General features: G+C 48.0%; 16 protein-coding genes. 10 read left to right on the forward strand and 6 right to left on the reverse strand.

Annotation, left to right across the window (positions count from 1 at the left end):
• Positions 1-141 precede the first annotated feature (141 nt).
• On the forward strand, positions 142-1,710 hold the full coding sequence (locus tag R7H07_RS02770) for a DEAD/DEAH box helicase (protein WP_065275163.1): 1,569 nt from the start codon (positions 142-144) through the stop codon (positions 1,708-1,710).
• Positions 1,711-1,816: 106 nt separating this feature from the next.
• Here the strand turns inward: R7H07_RS02770 and R7H07_RS02775 are convergent, their stop codons facing one another.
• A complete protein-coding gene (locus tag R7H07_RS02775) occupies positions 1,817-4,696 on the reverse strand; it encodes an MGH1-like glycoside hydrolase domain-containing protein (RefSeq protein WP_206958734.1) in 2,880 nt (959 codons plus the stop codon).
• 220 nt (positions 4,697-4,916) lie between these two features.
• On the opposite strand from R7H07_RS02775, the gene R7H07_RS02780 reads away from it, so the two are divergent.
• Positions 4,917-5,828 carry a LysR family transcriptional regulator gene (locus tag R7H07_RS02780; protein ID WP_206958733.1) on the forward strand — a complete coding sequence of 304 codons (912 nt, stop codon included), beginning with the start codon at positions 4,917-4,919 and terminating at the stop codon, positions 5,826-5,828.
• Here R7H07_RS02780 and R7H07_RS02785 read toward each other — a convergent pair.
• Entirely contained in the window at positions 5,781-6,716 is a 936-nt protein-coding gene (locus R7H07_RS02785; protein WP_206958731.1) for a LysR family transcriptional regulator, read from the reverse strand. The genes R7H07_RS02780 and R7H07_RS02785 overlap by 48 nt on opposite strands.
• Positions 6,717-6,915: 199 nt before the next feature.
• Between R7H07_RS02785 and grxB the strand changes: the two genes are divergently transcribed.
• Complete coding sequence (gene grxB, locus R7H07_RS02790; protein WP_021452472.1) at positions 6,916-7,545, forward strand: glutaredoxin 2; 630 nt, start codon at positions 6,916-6,918, stop codon at positions 7,543-7,545.
• A gap of 10 nt (positions 7,546-7,555) precedes the next feature.
• Positions 7,556-8,680, forward strand: a complete 1,125-nt coding sequence (locus tag R7H07_RS02795) for an alkene reductase (protein ID WP_206958729.1) — start codon at positions 7,556-7,558, stop codon at positions 8,678-8,680.
• Between the two features lie 83 nt (positions 8,681-8,763).
• Here R7H07_RS02795 and R7H07_RS02800 read toward each other — a convergent pair whose 3' ends face one another.
• The 3 genes from R7H07_RS02800 to R7H07_RS02810 are packed head-to-tail and all read right to left on the reverse strand — an operon-like array spanning position 8,764 to position 11,141.
• The gene (locus R7H07_RS02800) at positions 8,764-9,822 is read right to left on the reverse strand and encodes a zinc-binding dehydrogenase (protein ID WP_206958727.1); all 1,059 of its coding nucleotides are present in this window, start codon (positions 9,820-9,822) and stop codon (positions 8,764-8,766) included.
• A 4-nt stretch (positions 9,823-9,826) separates the two neighbouring features.
• Positions 9,827-10,339 carry a 2,4'-dihydroxyacetophenone dioxygenase family protein gene (locus R7H07_RS02805; RefSeq protein ID WP_206958725.1) on the reverse strand — a complete coding sequence of 171 codons (513 nt, stop codon included), beginning with the start codon at positions 10,337-10,339 and terminating at the stop codon, positions 9,827-9,829.
• Between the two features lie 40 nt (positions 10,340-10,379).
• Positions 10,380-11,141, reverse strand: a complete 762-nt coding sequence (locus R7H07_RS02810; RefSeq protein WP_064354539.1) for an SDR family NAD(P)-dependent oxidoreductase — start codon at positions 11,139-11,141, stop codon at positions 10,380-10,382.
• Positions 11,142-11,272: 131 nt separating this feature from the next.
• On the opposite strand from R7H07_RS02810, the gene R7H07_RS02815 reads away from it, so the two are divergent.
• Positions 11,273-12,295 carry a helix-turn-helix domain-containing protein gene (locus R7H07_RS02815; protein ID WP_206958723.1) on the forward strand — a complete coding sequence of 341 codons (1,023 nt, stop codon included), beginning with the start codon at positions 11,273-11,275 and terminating at the stop codon, positions 12,293-12,295.
• A 20-nt stretch (positions 12,296-12,315) separates the two neighbouring features.
• Here R7H07_RS02815 and R7H07_RS02820 read toward each other — a convergent pair whose 3' ends face one another.
• Complete coding sequence (locus tag R7H07_RS02820) at positions 12,316-13,749, reverse strand: PLP-dependent aminotransferase family protein (protein WP_158155766.1); 1,434 nt, start codon at positions 13,747-13,749, stop codon at positions 12,316-12,318.
• 271 nt (positions 13,750-14,020) lie between these two features.
• Here R7H07_RS02820 and doeA point away from each other — a divergent pair, with 271 nt between their 5' ends.
• The 5 genes from doeA (at position 14,021) to R7H07_RS02845 (ending at position 19,995) form a co-directional block, all read left to right on the forward strand.
• The gene (doeA, locus tag R7H07_RS02825) at positions 14,021-15,208 is read left to right on the forward strand and encodes an ectoine hydrolase DoeA (protein ID WP_005373780.1); all 1,188 of its coding nucleotides are present in this window, start codon (positions 14,021-14,023) and stop codon (positions 15,206-15,208) included.
• 54 nt (positions 15,209-15,262) lie between these two features.
• Positions 15,263-16,270, forward strand: a complete 1,008-nt coding sequence (gene doeB, locus R7H07_RS02830) for a N(2)-acetyl-L-2,4-diaminobutanoate deacetylase DoeB (RefSeq protein ID WP_054729346.1) — start codon at positions 15,263-15,265, stop codon at positions 16,268-16,270.
• Positions 16,271-16,394: 124 nt separating this feature from the next.
• Positions 16,395-16,874, forward strand: a complete 480-nt coding sequence (locus tag R7H07_RS02835; protein ID WP_005373784.1) for an Lrp/AsnC family transcriptional regulator — start codon at positions 16,395-16,397, stop codon at positions 16,872-16,874.
• 155 nt (positions 16,875-17,029) lie between these two features.
• Complete coding sequence (locus R7H07_RS02840; protein ID WP_031781093.1) at positions 17,030-18,550, forward strand: NAD-dependent succinate-semialdehyde dehydrogenase; 1,521 nt, start codon at positions 17,030-17,032, stop codon at positions 18,548-18,550.
• A gap of 41 nt (positions 18,551-18,591) precedes the next feature.
• Positions 18,592-19,995: an aspartate aminotransferase family protein gene (locus R7H07_RS02845; RefSeq protein ID WP_054729349.1), complete on the forward strand. Its 1,404-nt coding sequence runs from the start codon at positions 18,592-18,594 to the stop codon at positions 19,993-19,995.
• Positions 19,996-20,098 lie beyond the last annotated feature (103 nt).

Consider the following 20,098-nt stretch of genomic DNA (forward strand, 5'->3'; position numbering starts at 1 on the left):
AAGAAATGAGATCCAGTTCAAATATTTATCCATGACGGAATTAGTTGAAGCCTGCGCGTAAAAGCCTCAGAATGTCGCACTTTTCGCACCGATTTGTTTTCGGCGCGTTGTTATCTAACTCTACAATTGAGAATCATACATATGGGTTTTACCTCGTTAGGTCTATCTGCTCCAATCCTTAAAGCTATTCAAGAGAAAGGCTACGACACCCCTTCGCCAATTCAGGCAAAAGCAATTCCTGCTATTTTGGAAGGGAAAGACGTAATGGCAGCAGCGCAGACTGGTACAGGTAAAACTGCAGGCTTTACGCTACCGATTCTTGAGCGTTTATCGAACGGCCCTCGCGTTCGTGCTAACCAAGTTCGAGCACTGATCCTAACGCCAACACGTGAGCTTGCAGCTCAGGTGCAAGAAAACGTGTTTATGTACGGCCGTCATCTTCCACTAAGCAGTGCGGTTGTTTTTGGTGGTGTGAAGATCAACCCGCAAATGCAGCGTCTTCGCAAAGGTGCGGATGTGTTAGTCGCGACACCAGGCCGCCTGATGGATTTGTACAACCAAAATGCAGTGAAGTTCGACCAACTGGAAGTACTAGTACTGGACGAAGCAGACCGCATGCTAGATATGGGCTTTATCCGTGACATTCGTAAGATCCTAGCTCTGCTACCAAAACAGCGTCAGAACCTACTTTTCTCTGCAACTTTCTCGGATGAAATCCGCGACCTTGCGAAAGGCTTGGTGAACAACCCGGTTGAGATTTCCGTTAACCCGGCAAACTCGACGGCGAGAACGGTTGAGCAAAGCATCTACCCAGCAGACGTGAAGAAGAAAGCACCGATGTTGGTTAAATTGATCAAAGACGGCGATTGGAAGCAAGTGCTGGTGTTTACGAAAACGAAACACGGCGCAAACCGTCTGGCGAAGTTCCTGATCGAACAAAATCTACCGGCTGCTGCCATCCACGGCAACAAGAGCCAAGGCGCGCGTACCAAAGCACTGGCGGATTTTAAATCGGGTGAAATTCGTGTGTTGGTCGCGACGGACATTGCTGCGCGCGGTATCGATATTCCGCAATTACCGCAAGTGGTGAACTTTGAGCTACCGAAAGTGGCAGAAGACTACGTTCACCGTATTGGTCGTACTGGCCGCGCGGGCGAAGTAGGTAAAGCGATTTCACTGGTGTGTGCGCTAGAAGCATCTGAGTTGTTTGCGATTGAACGTTTGATTCAAGAAGTACTACCACGTAAAGAGTTGGAAGGTTTTGCGCCAACCAATGTGGTGCCAGAATCTAAACTGGATACGCGCCCAATCAAACCGAAAAAACCTAAGAAGCCGAAAAAACCAAAAGCGCCAAATGCTGCAAGTGAAAATGCCCCAGCAGCCGAAAAGAAAGCAGGCAATGGTGCAAACAAACCTAAACGTCGCTTCAACGGTGGTAGCAACGGCAACAAAAACAGCACCAACCAAGGCGGTGCAGGCAAGCCTAAAGGCAACCGTGAAGGCCAAAGTCGTGCAAACAGTAAACCAGATGACCGCAAACCTAACGGCAACAAGCCAAATGGTAATAAACCGAATGGAAATAAACCAAACGGTAATAAGAGTGGCAACGCTGGTAAACCGTCTGGTAACCGCAAGCCAAACAATGCTAAGCCTGCAGGAAACAAACCGTCAGGTCAGCGCCGTAAGCCTCGTCCGCAAGCTGCAAACTAACCTGTAAACGGCCCCCGATAGCAAATACAACAAAGCCGCTGATAATCTCAGCGGCTTTGTCTTTCTTAGAACACAGTTTTCTAGAACACTGCTTTGTTAAAACAGCCTACATTAAAGGTGTGATTCGAATATCTGCGATTTGCGCTTCGTTCTTTTCACCCTCAATACCACCTGCGTAGATGTAGGTTTCATTCGATTTGAGGTAACTCATATTGAAGTGGTCCTTCAGCGCGACCTGATAGGTTTTTCCCTGCTCCAACGTCACCTCAATTGGCGTTGAGTAACGCATACCTTGGTTTTCACCAATATGGCCCATCTGCAAGTAACCTTGACCAACCACTTTACCTGCATCATCCAATACCTCTAACAATTTCACGGTGTTCGTGATGCCAGTATTAAGTTGCCCTAGGTTATTGTTGTACCAAGCATCGAACTGGTAAGTGCCCGTTACAGGGGCTGTAAACGACTCTGCACCTTTTACGATGCCACTGTCTTTACTCACCGTAACCACTGAGACATTGTCTTTGAGTGGCTGATATTCGCCATCAAGTTTGATGCGGATCTCTTCACCGACACAAACAGGTTGGCTTGGGTTAGAACGGAAGCCTTTATCGTTAATGCTTTCAGCCAAATAACAAGCAAAACCTGTTGGCGTATCGGAATAAGATTGAGCAATCACGTTCTTTTGAATCAGCTCGCCATTGCGATACAAGTTCACGTTGTACTTACTCGTCACGTCAATCGAAACCGAATTATCAACGCTTTTTACCACCAATGTTGGCTCTTGCGGAGAATAAACACGGCTGTCTTTACTCACATACGGTTTCACATCAGAAACTAAAGTAATGCTGCTATCTACATTCACAAGCGCGCCTAATGTCACGTGGAAATGCCCCTCTTCGTCCATCGTGACATTCTCAACTGGGTAGTAACCTGTTTCATCTTTGCTTACTTCAGGCAAGTCAATCGTTACCGAGTAGTTCTTTCCTTTGAAGGCAAAGTTTTCCAAAGTGATTTGTTCAGACTGAGCCAACAAGTTATTGCGCACCCAACTTGTGATAAATGGCTGCACTTCCAACTTACCCGTTTCGGTATGAACGCCGAATAGGGTCTCTACCACCATGTTCAAGTAGCCACCCACAGACCAAAGCTGACGCTGAGAGTTAATCACTGGGCCATCCATGCTTGGATCTTCACCATGATCACTATGGATGATGAATGACTTACCAGAAAGCCACTCTAAGTTTTCCATGTTGGATAAATTAGTTGCCGTGCCACGAACCAACGATTGAATCGCATTGTTCGCCGCAGCCACGTTCTGTGTTTGATGCGCGGCGCGCAAGCTGTACGCGGTAACAAATGGCCAAATTGCGCGGTTATGGTACACAGGCACATCCGGTTGTTGAGGGAAGTAAACCGGCACGCCAAACTCACTGTGTGGGTAATTGGCCATGATTTGTTTCGCCTGCGCATCACTTGCCACGCCACTGATGATTGCCAACGCTTCGCCCAACATATCGTATTTGTCGACCGCAATGTCTTTGCCATTGTCAAACAAATAGCTTACGTACATACCGCGTTCGGCATTCCAAAACTGCTCGTTGATAGCGGTTTTTAACTGCTCAGCCCAATCGGTGTATTTGACCGCGTTGGTTGAATCGTACTTCTCTGCCAACTTAGCCGCGAGCTGAATCGCGCGGTAGTGAACCACGTTTGTCGATAACGCTTTGCTGCTACCAATCGCATTGACATCGTTTGGCGTCCAAGTTGAGTAAGTTTGCTCACGCCAATCGAGGAATGATTGTTCGCCAGTGTATAAACCGGATTTAGAATCAAAAGCCGCCAAGCGATCGGCTTCAAGTGTATTACTGATAGCTTTGTAAGCGCGCTCGGCAAACTGGTTGTACTCTTCCCCATCCAATGCCGAAAGTAAGCGTTCTGCACCAAGCGCCCAAGTCGTGCGGTCGGTACTGATTGGCCAGCTGCCGCCAGTGCCCGTGTCTTGCACAATCTGCTCGCCATCATATTGCTGATCGGTCGTGTCGCGAAAAGCGGACAATTTGAAATTCAAACCATTTTGCACGCGAGTTGGATTCATCAATGCAAGCGAAAGGTCTGCTGCGTACGCCAAATCACGCGTCCATACGTAATGCCACTTCGCGCCCGTCTCAAAAACTTCCGCTTTGATTGGGTTGTTGTAGTTGTAATTGCCGTCTTTGATTTCAGAAACGGCAAGCTGGTCTAGCTCTTTCATCGTCAATGCAAACAACGCGTCAAACGCGACATCACCCGACACCACTCGCGGTCCTGTTTGTTCATTGACCACTAAGCCTTGGTCGAGCGCATCACGCAATTCTGTCGTCGTTGAAATACCAAATTCACGCAGCTCAGCTTTAGGATCTTTCACCGAGAAAATCACGGTATCACTCGAGTCATCGTAATTGGCGAACAGTTTCACTTCTTTACTCTGATGCCCTTGATGCACCATTGCAGGGTCGAGAATCGCATCAGAGTAGTATTTTTCCGCTTCTTCTTGCGTTGCTTTCGTCACAGTCATTGTCGCGCGACTTTCATCGGCAAAGCTCACAGAAAACTTGTAATACCCTTTGTCTTCAAACGTGATCTCAGAGTTGCAATCATCGTTCATACACGCTTCATTCGTGTCCGGTTTTGGCAGGTACTCCTGAGCTTTATCGAACGCCGCTGGCTCCTCAAAATAGGTGTATTGGATCTGCCAACCCGGATCAGCAATCTTGAACTGATTGCTACCTCGAGCGACGCGCAGTACGGTTTCGTACTCGTTATTACCCAAATAGTTTAGCTTGGCATGCTCTGCCGTGCCCCAATCCCCATTTAAACCACGTAAATATAAGTCGGCTGAAATAATTGGTTTGTCGACCTGCACAGGCGCATCAGAGGAATCTGATCCACATCCAGCAAGACCAATACAAGACGCGACAGCAAGCGCAATAAAACTCGGTTTCATGTTCATCCCTTAGATTGTTGTTTTGGCGACAGTCTAAAGAACACCTTTTTGAGGGGAAAATAGGAAGTCAGGAGCGAGCTATAGATAACATCTATACGTCAGACCCCAACAGTGATGTAGATCTATGAAATGCGCATAATTTCAATCAAATGAGATCACAGATTTGTGATTTATAAATGAAATTGTGCAAAATACCCCTCGTTCTTAGAGGGGATAGAAAATGGACAAATCTCTGCAGCAATTTTTACTGGTTGCACGCTGCCAAAGCATCAGCGCTGCGGCAAGAATGGCAGGGTTAAGCCAGCCAACGGTAACAAGCAATTTAAAGAAGCTGGAAGAGAATCTCGGCGTGACGCTGTTTGAACGTCATCCTAATGGCATGGTGTTGACCGAATACGGACGCATCCTCTATCGCCATAGCAACGCGATGCAGCATGAATACAACCAAATGATGCAAAGCATTGATGAACGGAAACAGTACCAAGTCGGAAAAATTAAAATGGGCACTGGCGATGCGTGGTGGCCGCTGTTCGTCAAACAAGCACTCAATGAACATCTGACCAAGCAGCCATCGGCATCTACGCACGTCGAATTTGGCAACCACTTAGGCTTGATGGATTCATTAATCAACGAACAGATTGAATTCTTCATCGGCCACGAGATTGTCGGCTTGTCGTCTAGATGTGATGTTACGTTTATTCCGCTATTTCAAACGGTTGATGCCTATTTTGTTTCCCCAAACCACCCACTTCTAGAGAAAACCGTCACCGAAGATATGCTGCACGAATACCCCGCTCTTTCGGTCACTTATGACGCTAAGAAATTCGCTCACGTCATCGATAACCCAATCCCGAAGCAAAATGAACGCGAAAGGCAGCAACTGGATGACAGACCGACTTACGAAGTGGATTCTCTGCTCGCCAGTATTGATGTACTGAAAGAAAGCGTCGCGGTGATGTCTTATACCCGCCACCTCAAACCGTATTTGGAATCCTTTGGCTTACGATGCTTAACCATGGAAAACGAACCAAACCCTGGCACCGTCGGGATTTATCGCCACCGCCGCGAAACCTCTGAATCGCATCTAGATCTGATTGCTGGCATCACTCAGCGCGCTAAATTGCTCAACTAGAAAGTCCAAAAACAGGCGAACTCTTTTCGGTTGATATTGGCGGCTTTGATAAATGACATGTAGATCCGCTTCAGCGCCTTGCGAAAAGGCGCTGAAGTTTTTCATATACCCATCCAAAACCGTTACTAAACGTTGTTTTTTGAGGTCTTGCTGAATATCTAAAATCGATTTCAACGCAATCCCCGCACCGTCCAACGCCCATTGTCGAATCACTTCACCATCATCAGAAAAGCGCTTTGGCGTGACCGTAATCGTTTGGTGAGACTCTTCATCTTTAAAGTGCCACGTTTTTAATTCTTCATTGCTGCGCACCATGGCTAAGCAGCGATGAACCGCGAGATCTTGTGGGCAGTTTGGGACACCTTGCTTCGACAAATAATCAGGTGACGCACACAGCACACGTTGACTCGATGCCAGCTTGCGCGAAATGAGATTACTGTCCGCTAACTCGCCGTAACGAATCACTAAATCGAGCCCCGATTCAGCCAAGTTCGATAAATTGTCATTAAGATAAAGATAAGGCGTCACATCCGGATATTGCTCAGAAAAAGCCGACACCATCGGCGAAATAATTTGTTTGCCAATATCTCGTGGAGCTGAAATTTTCAACGTTCCGCGCACTTCCGAAATACCCGTTTGCAGTAAGTTTTCCGTCTCTTTCACGCTATCAATGATGTTCAGACAAGCTTGATGGTACATTGCCCCTGCGTCCGTGAGTGATACATGGCGTGTGCTTCGGTTGAGCAGCTTTACGCCATAGCGTTCTTCTATCGCTTGCAGCCTTGCCGTTACCGTCGCCGGAGACAAACCTAGCTCCCTTCCCGCCGCTGCCAGACCTTGATGTTTAACGATGCTGACAAACAACGTCATATCCGAAAACTTATCCATCTTCGCGCCCTTATTGTTTAGAAAAACTGAATAATCAATTCAGATATTACCCAATTATCAAATTAAGTCGAATCCATATACTGGCCCTATCGACATTGTTTAGACCCAGAACGTTATGTGACAGGGCAAAGTTAAACGCCGTAACGCTGTACAACGCACAACAACACGCCCTGCCCAGCCAAGAGATAGGAAACCAAAAATGAAACTGTACATTTATGAACATTGCCCCTTTAGCGCCCGCGTCCGTTTTGTTGCAGGCATGCTGAATATTCAGCTCGATGTCATCAACATTGCTTATGACGACGAGAGCACCACCACAAACCTTATCGGCGCAAAACAAGTTCCTCTTTTGATCAAAGACGATGGTGAAGCCATGGCGGAAAGCTTAGACATCATCAACTACTTCCTTGAATTGGCATCTTCCAGCGAAAAAAGCCAACCCTCAACACCGGTTTTAGACTGGCAAAAACAAGCGTTTTTACCGCTACAAAAAGTCGGGTATCCGCGTTGGTCAAACATGACGTTACCGGAATTTGCAACAGAAACCGCTAAACAAGCATGGCGTGCAAAAAAAGAAACCGAAGCGTTAAATTTTGAAGCTTTGATTAACGATACACCTGCGATTGCGAAAGAAGTCGCCGCTTTGATAGAACAAACTAAACCCTTGCTCAACCTAAGTTCAGAAAAGCAAACGTCACTGGTTGATCAAGCCATTATGTTTTCCATTCTACGCGGCTTTTTCAGTGCGCCCGAAGTGCAATGGGATCCAGCCGTACTTCACTGGATGGCAACCGCTCGTAAAGCGACCAACGTGCCAGTACTTATCTAAGGAGCGCAACATGAAACAAAGACCAAATAAGCTGTTTGAACCAGCTCAACTGAAAGCGTTGTCACTACAAAACCGCATTGTCATGGCACCAATGACTCGCGCACGCACCACTCAGCCGGGCAACATCCCGAATGAGATGATGACAACGTATTATCAACAGCGCGCTTCTGCCGGGCTGATCATTTCCGAAGCCACACAAATTTCGGACGATTCTCAAGGCTACTCGTTCACCCCTGGCGTTTACACCGATGCGCAAGCGGCGGGCTGGCAAGGTGTGACCCAAGCGGTCAAATTACAAGGCGCAGCGATGTTTTGTCAGCTATGGCATGTGGGCAGAGTGTCTCACCCAACATTCCAAAATGGTGAACAGCCTATCGCACCATCTGCGCTAGCTCCGGTAGAGACGCAAGTTTGGATTGCAGATGAACAAGGCAACGGCAATATGGTCGATTGTGTTGAGCCTCGCGCAATGACACAAGCGGATATCAACCGAGTTGTCGGTGATTTCGCGAACGCAGCCAAACGCGCCATTGAATCGGGTTTTGATGGTGTAGAAATCCACGGCGGGAATGGGTATCTGATCGATCAGTTCTTAAGAACCAACTCAAATCATCGAACAGACAACTACGGAGGTTCACGAGAAAATCGTATCCGTTTTCTTATCGAAGTAGTAGATGCTGTTATCGCCGCTGTTGGTGCGCATCGAGTTGGAGTGAGATTGGCACCATTCATTACGTTTAAAGATATGGACTGCCCAGATATCGTGCCAACGATCTTGGAAGCATCAAAACAGCTACAGGAGCGCGACATTGCCTACTTGCACTTGTCCGAGGCCGATTGGGCTGATGCACCAACGATTCCCGAGACGTTTCGAATCGAACTTAGAAAGCGCTTTCGCAACGCTATCATTGTCGCAGGTCGCTACAATCCTCAACGAGCAAACGAAGTGTTAGAGAAAGGCTACGCGGATCTTGTCGCATTCGGACGACCATTCGTAGCAAACCCAGACTTAGTCTCTCGCTTGCAACATCACCATCCGTTGGCAGAACTCGATGGCTCAACGTTGTTTGGCGGAAACGAACGAGGCTACACCGATTACCCTGCTCTGCAACAGGAATGCGCAGAACAGGCCTAACAAAAAAAGCCCCAACCTAGCTGCTACGGTTGGGGCTGTCACCAAACTAAAATTGGTTTTAGCTAGCTTAATCTGGCTAAGAATTAAATCACTTCTAACGCGCCGCAGCGCCAAGGTTCAATAACGACTTTGATGTGGTCATTTGGCGTCATTAACTGTCTAAACGCATCTTCCACACCGTCGATTCCCACTTTGGCGGTGAGCATTTTCTGCCAAGGCAACTTATGTTCGGCAATCGCTTGTAGGCATTGCTCAAACTCGTGCGGTTGGTAGTAGTAAGAGAATCTCAAATCGAGCTCTTTTACCGTCGCGTAAGCGTAGTTAATGATTGCGGGTGTCGTATGGATACCCGAGATGACGATTCGCGCTCGGGCAGGAGCGCGGCGCAGAAAATCATCAATCAAAGTATGCTTACCAACACACTCGTAAATGACCAGACGTGAGTTCATCGCGTACTGCTCACCAACGGCGATCTCGTCTTCCTTGGTCGGGTTGATCAATCGATTTGCTCCAAACTCACTAGCAAGTAGCAACTTCTCTTCCTGAAGATCGACCGCAAGAATATTGCTGACGCCACGTTGTTTCAGTGCAGCAATCACCGCCAGCCCTATAGGGCCGCAACCGACAACCAGCGCTGTTTCTTCCGTTTCGATTTCACTGCGGTTGACCGCGTGCAAACCGACCGCTAGTGGTTCGGTTAATGCCGCCGCCTCAGACGGCATTCCGTCTGGCACAGGTAGCAATAACGCTTCATCAAGCAGGAAGTACTCAGAGTAAGCACCATAAGTACCCGGAGTGACACCAACGCCCGCGCCATTTTGGCTGAGCAACATCGGCACTGAGGTGACTCGGCTACCAACGGACAACGTTTGCTGCGTATCGGCACCGTATTCGATAATTTCCGCACAGAACTCATGCCCCAACATCACTTGAGCGTGCTCACCGGCTTCATCAGGCATCAACCCGAGCTGGTGGAATACATCAAATACCTCATCCGCGTGTCGAGTAATGTGAAGGTCGGAGCCACAAATGCCACAGGCAAGGCTGCGAACCAACACTTGTCCCGCTGCAGGTTTGGGGATTTCGACTTGCTGCAGGCGGACTCGGCCATCCTGCATTACAATACTGTTCATCTGTTGCATGGGGTTACTCCGCAAGATCATCACTCAGGGCAGCAATCGCACCCGGTTTGATATAGCGCGCAGTGAAGCCTTGCGTTTTGGCAGCGGCAACCACCACTTGCTCAATCCAACCTGCATCCATAATGTTGATGAAGTTACCCTCTTCGTCAAAGTTAATGTTCGCACCTTGGATCACCATAAAGCCATCAGCACCACCCGACTCTTCTGGACAGTGAAAGGTATGAATCGAACCACCTGGCTCATACAAATAACTACCAGCGGTTTGGACTTGGTCTGGGTATTCAATGTAGTGCCAAGCGCCACTCAGTGTATAGAAATGCACCACACCAGTATGGAAGTGCTTAGGTAAAGTCACGCCCGGTTTGAATTTGGCGCGAATCACCCAAGTCCCGTTTTCTGGGTCAAGAAACAACGGGTAAACATCCACACCCGGTAGAGCGTCTTTGATGAGCGACTCCTCATTGGTATTAAGAGTTAATAAGAAATCTTGGTGCTGAATAACTTCTGGTAATGACATAACTTACATCCTCGCTATTGCTGTAATGTGGCGTACTCACCTATCCCATAAGTGGGTACTTAAAATTCTCGAAACCGTCAGATGCGCTGATGGTACAACCGTTGATACAGTTGGCTTTCTCGCTGACCAGAAACGCCACCACATCAGCAATCTCTTCTGGTTGTGTGAAGTTTTGACGCATCTGTTCTTTGCGGATGTGGTCCCACAGGCCAATCTCTTCGTATTGCCTTAACATCGGAGTATCAACGCGTCCCGGAGCGACAGCGCAAACACGAATACCCAATGGTGCGAGTTCTAATGCGGCGCATTTGGTCATCATATCGACTGCGGCTTTACTGACGTTGTAGGTAAAGGTCATCTCAGACGCCATTCGTGCGTAAACAGAAGAAGTATTGAGGATCACGCCCGGCGTGCCTTGCGCTTGGAATTGTCTTCCAGAGGCAAGAATGCCGTAGTAAACGCCATTTTGGTTGACCTTAGAGATCGGCTCAAAATCGGCAATTGGGTCGTGGTCAAGCAGAGGTTTCGGTGCACCGATGCCCGCGTTGTTGACCATGATGTCAAGCGAGCCAAACTGTTCAACCGCGCACTTCACCATAGCTTCAACTTGTTGGTAATCGGTGACGTCCGCGACAAAGGTTCCCAACTGCTTTGGGTCAAAACTTGTGTACATTTGCAGTGATTGTTCTGAAATATCGACAGCAAGCACTTTGGCTCCTTGCTCTCTCAGCTTTGCAATGATGGCTTGGCCAATTCCACCAGCTGCCCCAGTCACAATGGCCGTTTTATTGATAAGTTCCATACACCTTCTCATCCATGCGTTGTTGTTATCAAAATGTAACCTAGATCAACTCACTGACACTCACTTGACCTTTTGCGAAGTAAATTTGATACATTGCGATTTACAATCTATTAACATTTTAAAATCGAGACATGTATATCGTACGAAGTGGCGCTGCCGATAAATTTGATAGCTTGGTTTCCGAACTGGGGCAGAATCCGCAAGAGATAATGGCCGATGTTGGCCTGTCTGCCGCGCAGTTTCGCGATCCCGATATCTATCTCGCCTACCCTAGGTTGGCTGAATTACTGGAAGAAGCGGCTGCTCGTTGTAAGCAACAGTTGTTTGGTGCGTTACTCGCCGAGCGCCAAAACCTGCAAAGTTTAGGCGATTTGCCGATGTTGGTTTCCCGGGCGCAAACGGTCGGTGAAGCCTTGGCGCGGGTGAATGATTTTCTCTATCTGCATTCGTCAGGGGTCACTCTCAACATGACGCCACAAGATGATTGGGTACGGTTGTCGCTCAATATTGATGTGCACAGCGAACGAGGTATCGCGCAGCTGATGCAGCTCAGTGTGTCGCACTTAGCCATGTTTGTTGCGAGCCTGCTTGATATTGAAGCGAGCCACTTCTCTTTACACCTCACCCAACACGCGAGCTTCGAGGCAGAACAGAGCGAATTTGCCCAGAAGAGCAAACTGCGTTTCGGTGATAAGTTTGACGGTATCCTACTTAAAGCAACTCTGCTTAACGCTAAGAACCACCAAGATGAAGACGCACTAGAGCGCCATTTTCAACAGCACCTCAAAGAGCTGCAAACCCGTTACCCCAACAATCTCAGTGACCAAGCAGCAAACATGATTGGCCGTCTGCTCTCAACCGGAGAATGCAGCGTTGAGCGCGTTGCAAGAGCATTGGACCTGCATCCGAGAATGCTGCAAAACAAGCTGAAACAACAGGGCACAAATTATCGGCAGCTTTTACAACAAGTGCGTCAGGATTTCGCCGAACAGCGATTGCATGAGAATATTCAGAGTATTACCGATATCGCGTTGCAACTGGGCTATGCAGAAACTGCGGTCTTCAGCCGCCACTTTCGCCGTTGGACGGGGAAATCGCCGAGACAATGGCGACAAGAAAAAACTCAGTTACAAACGTTTAAGCCCATCAGATAAAAGCATAGATAACCTATCGTTCAGACCAAAAAGTGTGAGGTGGGAGGGTTGGTATCGAGAATTTCAGCAATCACAGATAACCCGTGTTTGATGTAGCCTCGGTTTGTTTCTGCTCCCAAGCTGATTCGCACGTAAGGCATTGGCTGATTAGTATCGAGAACAAACGGTTTATATCCCGTAATCTGCACCCCTGAACGCTTAGCCGAAGCAACCAGGTCATCGCTATTCCACTGCTCGGGTAGTCTCAACCAAATGTGCTGTCCATTCGGGTGCGAGCTATAAACATGCCCTTCTAAAGCGGCTTTTGCTATTCGCTGTCGCTTAGCAAACTCATTGACTTGAAAGCGAATAAGTCGATTTAACGTACCGTTCTCGATCCACAAATGAGCGACTTCAAATGGTAATGGAGTCGCGGACCAACTCGTTGCCGCTAAACGACCAATCGCGTGCTGCAAAAAATGACGTGGGACCGTCAGATAGCCAGTGCGCATGCCTGGCGCTACAACTTTGGTTAAACTGGTGACATAGAAAGCTTGTTCGGGTAACAATGTGGCAAGGGGTGGGACACGGTTAGGTTCTAGTGCTCCATACACGTCATCTTCAATTACATAGATGTCGTATTGCTGCGCAATATTCGCTATCGCCTCTCGGCGTGCAACATCCATATGCGCACTAGTCGGATTAGCCATGCTCGGTGTGCAACACAATACCTTGATTGGTTTGTGTTTACATGCCCATTCAAATGCATCCGGCGTTATACCAAACTCATCCATTTCAAGTGGTTGCAACTTAAATCCAAGCATTCTCGAGCGAGAGATCAAGCCATGATCAACCAAGTGACCACAAGCAACTAAATCACCGTGTTCAACAACTGTGCTTAAAGCCAACGTTAAACCATGGCATGCACCATTTGTGAGTAATATTTGATCGGCACCCACATCCAGCCCTTGGCTACTTAGAAATCGTGCTCCTGACTCAATATGATGAGGCTGACCTGTTACCGGCTTTGCTTTACTGATCAAACCACGATTGTTTGTTTGCCCAGCAATCTCCATTAACGCCTGATTAAAAAGCGTAATGTGGCGATCGGTCACCACTGGATGTGCAATCGACATATCAATTTCATCCGGCGTTTCTTTCATCTCTTGTGTCAGCATGAACTCCGTGTCCGTACTTTCATCCACAAAACCTGATTTGACAAAAGTACCATTCCCAACCCAAGACTCGATCGCCCCTTTTTTCTCTGCATAACCATATGCATGGCTCACCGTTTGTACGCTGACGCCAATTTGCTCTGCAAACTCACGATGTGTGGGTAATCGAGTCCCCGGTTTTAGATAACCACTGCGGACACATTCGACAAGATAGTTACCAATGGAGATGTATTTAGCGGTGCCTGGCCGAATGATCGGGTTCAAAGAAATTGTCATGACACAATATTTTAATTGATTCATTTTTAACGCTCATTGTAACTTCCATTTAACAAACAGCGAACTTTAACTCACAAAATGAGGTGAAATGCACAAAAATAAACCACAATTGTAATGATTGACATGAAATGTATGGGTTAAACAAACATGTTAAACAGCATCGTTCAATCCAAATACAACCCCAGAGGTAAATTGCAATCATTTTTAACGCAGATCTGGCTAGCTGGTAGAAGGTAGAAATACCTCAGCGTCTCCGAAGGCCCATAAGGCGTCGGATTTCTAACAAGGAGAAAATATGAGAGGCGTTGCTTTGCATTTTACACTGGATGAGTTCCAGGATCGGTTAACGAAAGTTCGGCAATCGATGGAAGAAAGAGAATTGGATGTCCTTATCATTCATGACCCTTCTAACATGGCGTGGCTGACAGGCTATGATGGGTGGTCTTTTTACGTGCCACAATGTGTCGTTGTTGGTCCATCTGATGAACCTGTTTGGTTTGGACGCTGCCAAGATGCCAACGGAGCATACAGGACTGCGTATATGTCGGCAGAAAACATTACCTACTATCCAGACCATTATGTAATGAACCCGCCGTTACACCCGATGGATTTCCTGGTCGAAGCCGTACTGGCTCCGCGCCTTTGGGATCGTGGTCGCATCGGTGTAGAAAAAGATAACTATTACTTTAGCGCCACCGCTTACGAATCACTCACTACGCACCTACCGAATGCTCAACTTCTCGATGCAACTGGACTAGTCAACTGGTGCCGCGCCGTTAAATCCGATCAAGAACTGGCGTACATGTACCGTGCCGCTCGCATTGTTGAAAATATGCACCGCGTCGCGTTCGACATGATTGAACCAGGATTACCGAAACACCACCTTGTTGCCGAGATTAACCGCCAAGCCGTGCTCGGGCATGAAGACCACTTTGGCGATTACACCGCGATTGTGCCGCTTTTGCCATCAGGTTCTGATGCTTCCGCACCTCACCTGACTTGGGATGACAGACCCTTCAAGAAAGGTGAAGGGACGTTTTTTGAAATCGCAGGGGCGCACCGCCGTTACCATTGCCCACTCTCACGCACTATTTTTCTTGGCGAGCCTGACGACAAGTTCAAACGAGCCGACGAAGCCCTAACTTTAGGACTTGAAGCAGGCCTAAAAGTGGCAAAGCCCGGAAATACCTGCGCCGACATCGCCAATGCACTAAACCAGGTTCTCGATAAAGCGGGATTCTCACGCGAAGGCGCCCGTTGTGGCTATCCAATAGGTTTGAGCTACCCGCCAGATTGGGGGGAACGAACCATGAGTTTGCGAGACACCGATAAAACCATCTTGAGAGAAGGCATGACATTCCATTTTATGCCGGGGCTGTGGTTCAAAGATTGGGGGTTAGAAACAACGGAAAGTATCGTCATTACCCATGATGGAGCAAAAACGCTGTGTGACTTTCCACGCCACTTATTTGTTAAACACTAATTTTTCAAACCTCAAGCTCTGTTGAGCTAGGTCTGAGAACGAAAAGGACTTGATATGCAAAAAAGCTCGATCACAGCCACTATAGACTTTGACCGAGAAGGTGTACAGCACGGCTTTTTAACGCTGCCCTATTCACATGACGACTCCGCTTGGGGCAGTATTATGATACCTATCACCGTGATCAAAAATGGTCACGGACCAACCGCACTGCTTACTGGCGGTAATCACGGAGACGAATACGAAGGCATCACCAGCCTGCTAAAATTGACGAACTCGCTTCAGGCAGATCAAATCCAAGGTCGTGTCATTATTGTACCCATGATGAACTTACCTGCGGTACAAAATGCCTCACGTACGTCGTTTATCGATAAGGGGAATTTAAATCGCAGCTTTCCCGGCAACCCCATAGGCACAGTGACCGAGAAAATTGCGGATTATTTTACTCGTTACCTAGTTCCTAAGTGCGATTTTGCGTTAGACATTCACTCAGGTGGTAAAACGTTAGATATCGTGCCGTTCGCCGCTGCCCATCGTCTCGACAATCTCGATCAAGAAGAAGCCTGCATATTAGGTGCAAAACTGTTTGGCGCACCTTACACCATGATCTTGCTCGAAATGGACGCCACTAGCCTGTATGACACTGCCGTGGAGTCTCAGGGAAAAATCTTTGTTACCACCGAACTCAGAGGAGGCGGAACCAGCACTCCAGAAACCATCGCTTATTCCGACCGTGGCATTCGCAACTTCTTGCGCTTCTCAGGCAACTTGCCCGGTGACTACGAACAACCAACCCAACCAACTAAGTTATTAGATATGCCTGATGCAAGTTGTTATGTGCAAAGCCAGCACCAGGGCATCACAGAATACTTATTTGATCTTGGCGATACCGTCAAAAAGGGAGATGTATTAGTGAGAATCTTCTCGACCGAGCGCACAGGTACCGCCCCCGTTGAGTACAAGTCACAGCGCAATGGTATTTTCGCGGCGCGTCGTTTTCCTGCTATGGTGAATATCGGTGACACTATCGCAGTTATAGCCGAAGACTGCGGCGAGATAGGCTGATTGAAAAGCCAACTAAAGAAATCAAAACAAATGGCATACCAGAAGCAAACTGGAAAGCACCTTATAACAGCGACCAGTCATCAGCCTTTCATGAAATGATTAGTATTCTACAGGGAGACTCATTATGCGCCTCGATCGCTACGACGTAAAAATTCTACAAATACTTCATGATAATGGTCGTATCACCAAATCTCACCTTGCCGAGGCCATCAACCTATCCGTGAGCCCTTGCTGGGAGCGCGTCAAAAAACTGGAAGAAGCAGGCATCATTGAAGGTTACGGAGCAAAAGTAAATACCGATATTTTGTTCAAACGAACGTCAGTTATGGTTGAAGTTACGCTCAAAGAACACAACGCCCAAGCGTTCAAACGCTTCGAGCAACTGGTTCAACATTCACCAGAAGTCACTGATTGCTATGCCACGGGCGGTGGTGTCGATTACATCCTTAAAATTCAGTCAGAAGATATCGACCAATATCAGCGGCTTATCGACAACTGGTTAGACTCAGATGTGGGCATTGAGCGCTACTTTACTTACATTGTGACAAAAACAATCAAACGTGATGCGGGCACATTCGAAGTAAACCAAAACGCTTTGTTATAAAAGGGAAAATGTGCATCAGGCGTGAACAGAAAAAACACCATATTTAACGGCACTAAAAAGAAAGTTCTGACGTTTTAAACCTCGGTATCAGAAATTATTTCGGTCACTTCTCCATTACAGTTTCATTATGGACAACGATGCTGGGAGAAGGACTCATGGCAGCACTGCACAGCTTACACACTGAAGAATTAAAAGCCTCACACGACATGATGGCGATAATGAAAGACGTACGTTTGGTGAGAGGTTTAGCGTACGTGAATGGCAAATGGGTAAGTGGTGATCAATTTCATCCGGTGGATAATCCAGCAGATGGCACGGTCATCGGTTACATCACTAAGCTATCTCAGCAACAACTCTATCAAGCGATTGATGAAGCCGACCAAGCCTTTCGTCAATGGCGAAAAATGCAAGCAGAAGAGCGCGCTGAAATTCTCATGCGTTGGCACGACCTGATTCTAGAATCAAAGCAAGATCTTGCTCATTTGATGGTGATGGAGCAAGGAAAAACACTAGGTGATGCTGTAGGTGAGATTGACTACGGCGCATCCTTTGTTCGTTGGTTTGCCGAAGAAGCACGCCGCTGTTATGGCGAAACCATCCCAAGTCATATTCCGAATGCGCAGCTATCAACGGTGCGCGAGCCAATTGGTGTCGCAGCACTGATTACGCCTTGGAACTTTCCTAATGCCATGATCACACGCAAAGCCGCTGCCGCACTAGCAATAGGCTGTCCGGTGATCATTAAGCCCGCCAGTGAAACGCCTTTTTCTGCGTTAGCGTTGGCAGAGTTAGCAGACCGAGCTGGCTTTCCACCTGGTGTATTTAACGTGATCACTGGCGATGCGGTGATGGTGTCACAAACCTTGTGCCACTCCGATAAAGTCAAAGCACTCTCGTTCACAGGCTCAACTCGAGTGGGCAAACTATTGCTACGCGACGCGGCACAAACCGTGAAGAAGTGCAGTATGGAGCTCGGTGGTAACGCCCCTTTCATCGTGCTGCCAGATATGGATGTCGAGCAAGCAGCCAAAGCCGCCGTGGATGCGAAGTTTCAAACCGCAGGACAAGACTGCTTGGCCGCAAACCGTATTTTCGTCCCTGACGATAAGTACGAAGCGTTTTTGGAAGCGTTTGCCAAAGAAATGAGCCACATCGTTTTGGGCAATGGCTTAGACGAAAAAACCACCATGGGACCACTTATTAATCGCACTGCGGTGGATAAAGCGCATGATTTGGTGCGTGACGCGCTCGACAAAGGCGCGCGATTGGTAGCGGGATACCACCAGCCCGTACCAGGCGAAAACTTCTTCGCGCCGACATTGCTAGCCGATGTAACCCCTGAAATGGCGGTGTATCGCGAAGAGAATTTTTGTCCTGTGGCAGGCGTATTGCCTTACCAAGACTTAGATACCGTGATTGAAATGAGCAACGACACTGAATACGGCTTAGCTGCCTATGTTTATGGTCACGATATCCACCAAATTTGGCACTGCATGCGCGGTTTGGAGTTTGGCATGGTGAGCGTGAACTCCGTCAAAATGACAGGGCACCCTATCCCATTCGGCGGCGTGAAACAGTCTGGTCTTGGACGAGAAGGAAGCCGTCACGGATTTGAAGAATACAGCGAAATCAAATACTGCTGCTTAGGCGCTTTACCAACCGTCAGTGGCAGTTGAGACACGAAATATGGATATCCAATTATTCGAGGAGAAGGATCATGAGTAACAAAACCCAACAACTTTTAGAGATCGATCGTCAGAGAGTATTTCATGCCTCAACCCACCTAAAGCAGTATGCGGCCGGGGAGCTTCCGGGAAGAATTATCTCGAGCGGAAGCGGAATACGCATCACCGATTCAGAAGGCATCGAGCTGATAGACGGCTTTGCCGGGTTGTATTGTGTAAACATTGGCTATGGCAGGACCGAAATGGCCGATGCGATTTATGAGCAAGCCAAAGAACTGGCGTACTACCACACGTACGTCGGTCATACGAACGAAGCGCTCGTGACACTGTCAGATCGCATCATCAAAATGGCGCCTGAAGGCATGAGCAGAGTTTACTACGGCATGTCAGGCAGCGACGCGAACGAAACTCAACTTAAGTTGGTGTGGTATTACAACAATGCTCGTGGTCTACCAGAGAAGAAAAAAATCATTTCGCGTGACCGCGGCTACCATGGTTCAAGTATCGCGTCCGGTTCAATGACAGGTTTGCCGCTGTTCCACGCCCATTTTGATTTACCACTTGAGCGTATCAAACACACCATCGCGCCATATTATTATCGCCGTGAAGACGAGAGTATGTCTGAGCTCGAATTCTCTCAATATTGCGCAGATCAACTCGAAGCGATGATCTTGGAAGAAGGCCCAGAAACGGTAGCAGCAATGATTGCGGAACCAGTGCTCGGTACTGGCGGTATTGTGCCACCACCAGCAGGGTACTGGCAGGCGATTCGCAAAGTACTCGACAAATACGATGTACTCTTGATTGCGGATGAAGTGGTGTGTGGCTTTGGTCGCCTCGGCTCCGATTTTGGCTCACTCCACTACGACATGAAACCAGATCTCATCACGGTAGCGAAAGGGTTAACCTCAGCGTATCAACCGCTGTCTGGCGTGATCGTCGGTGAACGAGTTTGGAGTGTGCTAGAAAACGGCACCGACCAATGGGGCGCTATCGGACACGGTTATACCTACTCTGGTCACCCAATGGGAGCGGCAGCCGCAAACTGCAACCTCGATATCATTGAGCGTGAAGGCTTGGTAAAAAACGCGGCTGAAGTCGGTGCTTACTTGCAGCAACGTATGGCAGAGACGTTTAACGATCATCCATTAGTCGGTGATACTCGTGGCGTTGGCTTGTTGCATGCGTTGGAGTTTTCTTCAGACAAGCTTCGCCGAGCACACTTTGATCCAAACTTGAAAGTAGGCCCGCAAATCGCGGCGGCCTGTTTAGAGCAAGGCTTAATCGCTCGCGCTATGCCACATGGTGACATCCTCGGTTTTGCTCCACCGCTTATCGCGAATCGTAACGATATAGACACCATTGTCGACAAAGCGCATCAAGCGGTAAACAAAGTGATGGATAACCTCGTCACATCTAAACAGTGGCAGCCATAACCCACCTAGATTTCAGTAACGCTCGCGGGCTTTGGAGAAGGCCCGCTTTGCACTTTCCTTAAAGAGATAACAAGCCAACCAAACATTTTAGACCCATAGGAAG

Origin of the sequence: Vibrio sp. Vb1127, from assembly GCF_033338735.1 — a bacterium.
Lineage (GTDB): Bacteria > Pseudomonadota > Gammaproteobacteria > Enterobacterales > Vibrionaceae > Vibrio > Vibrio alginolyticus.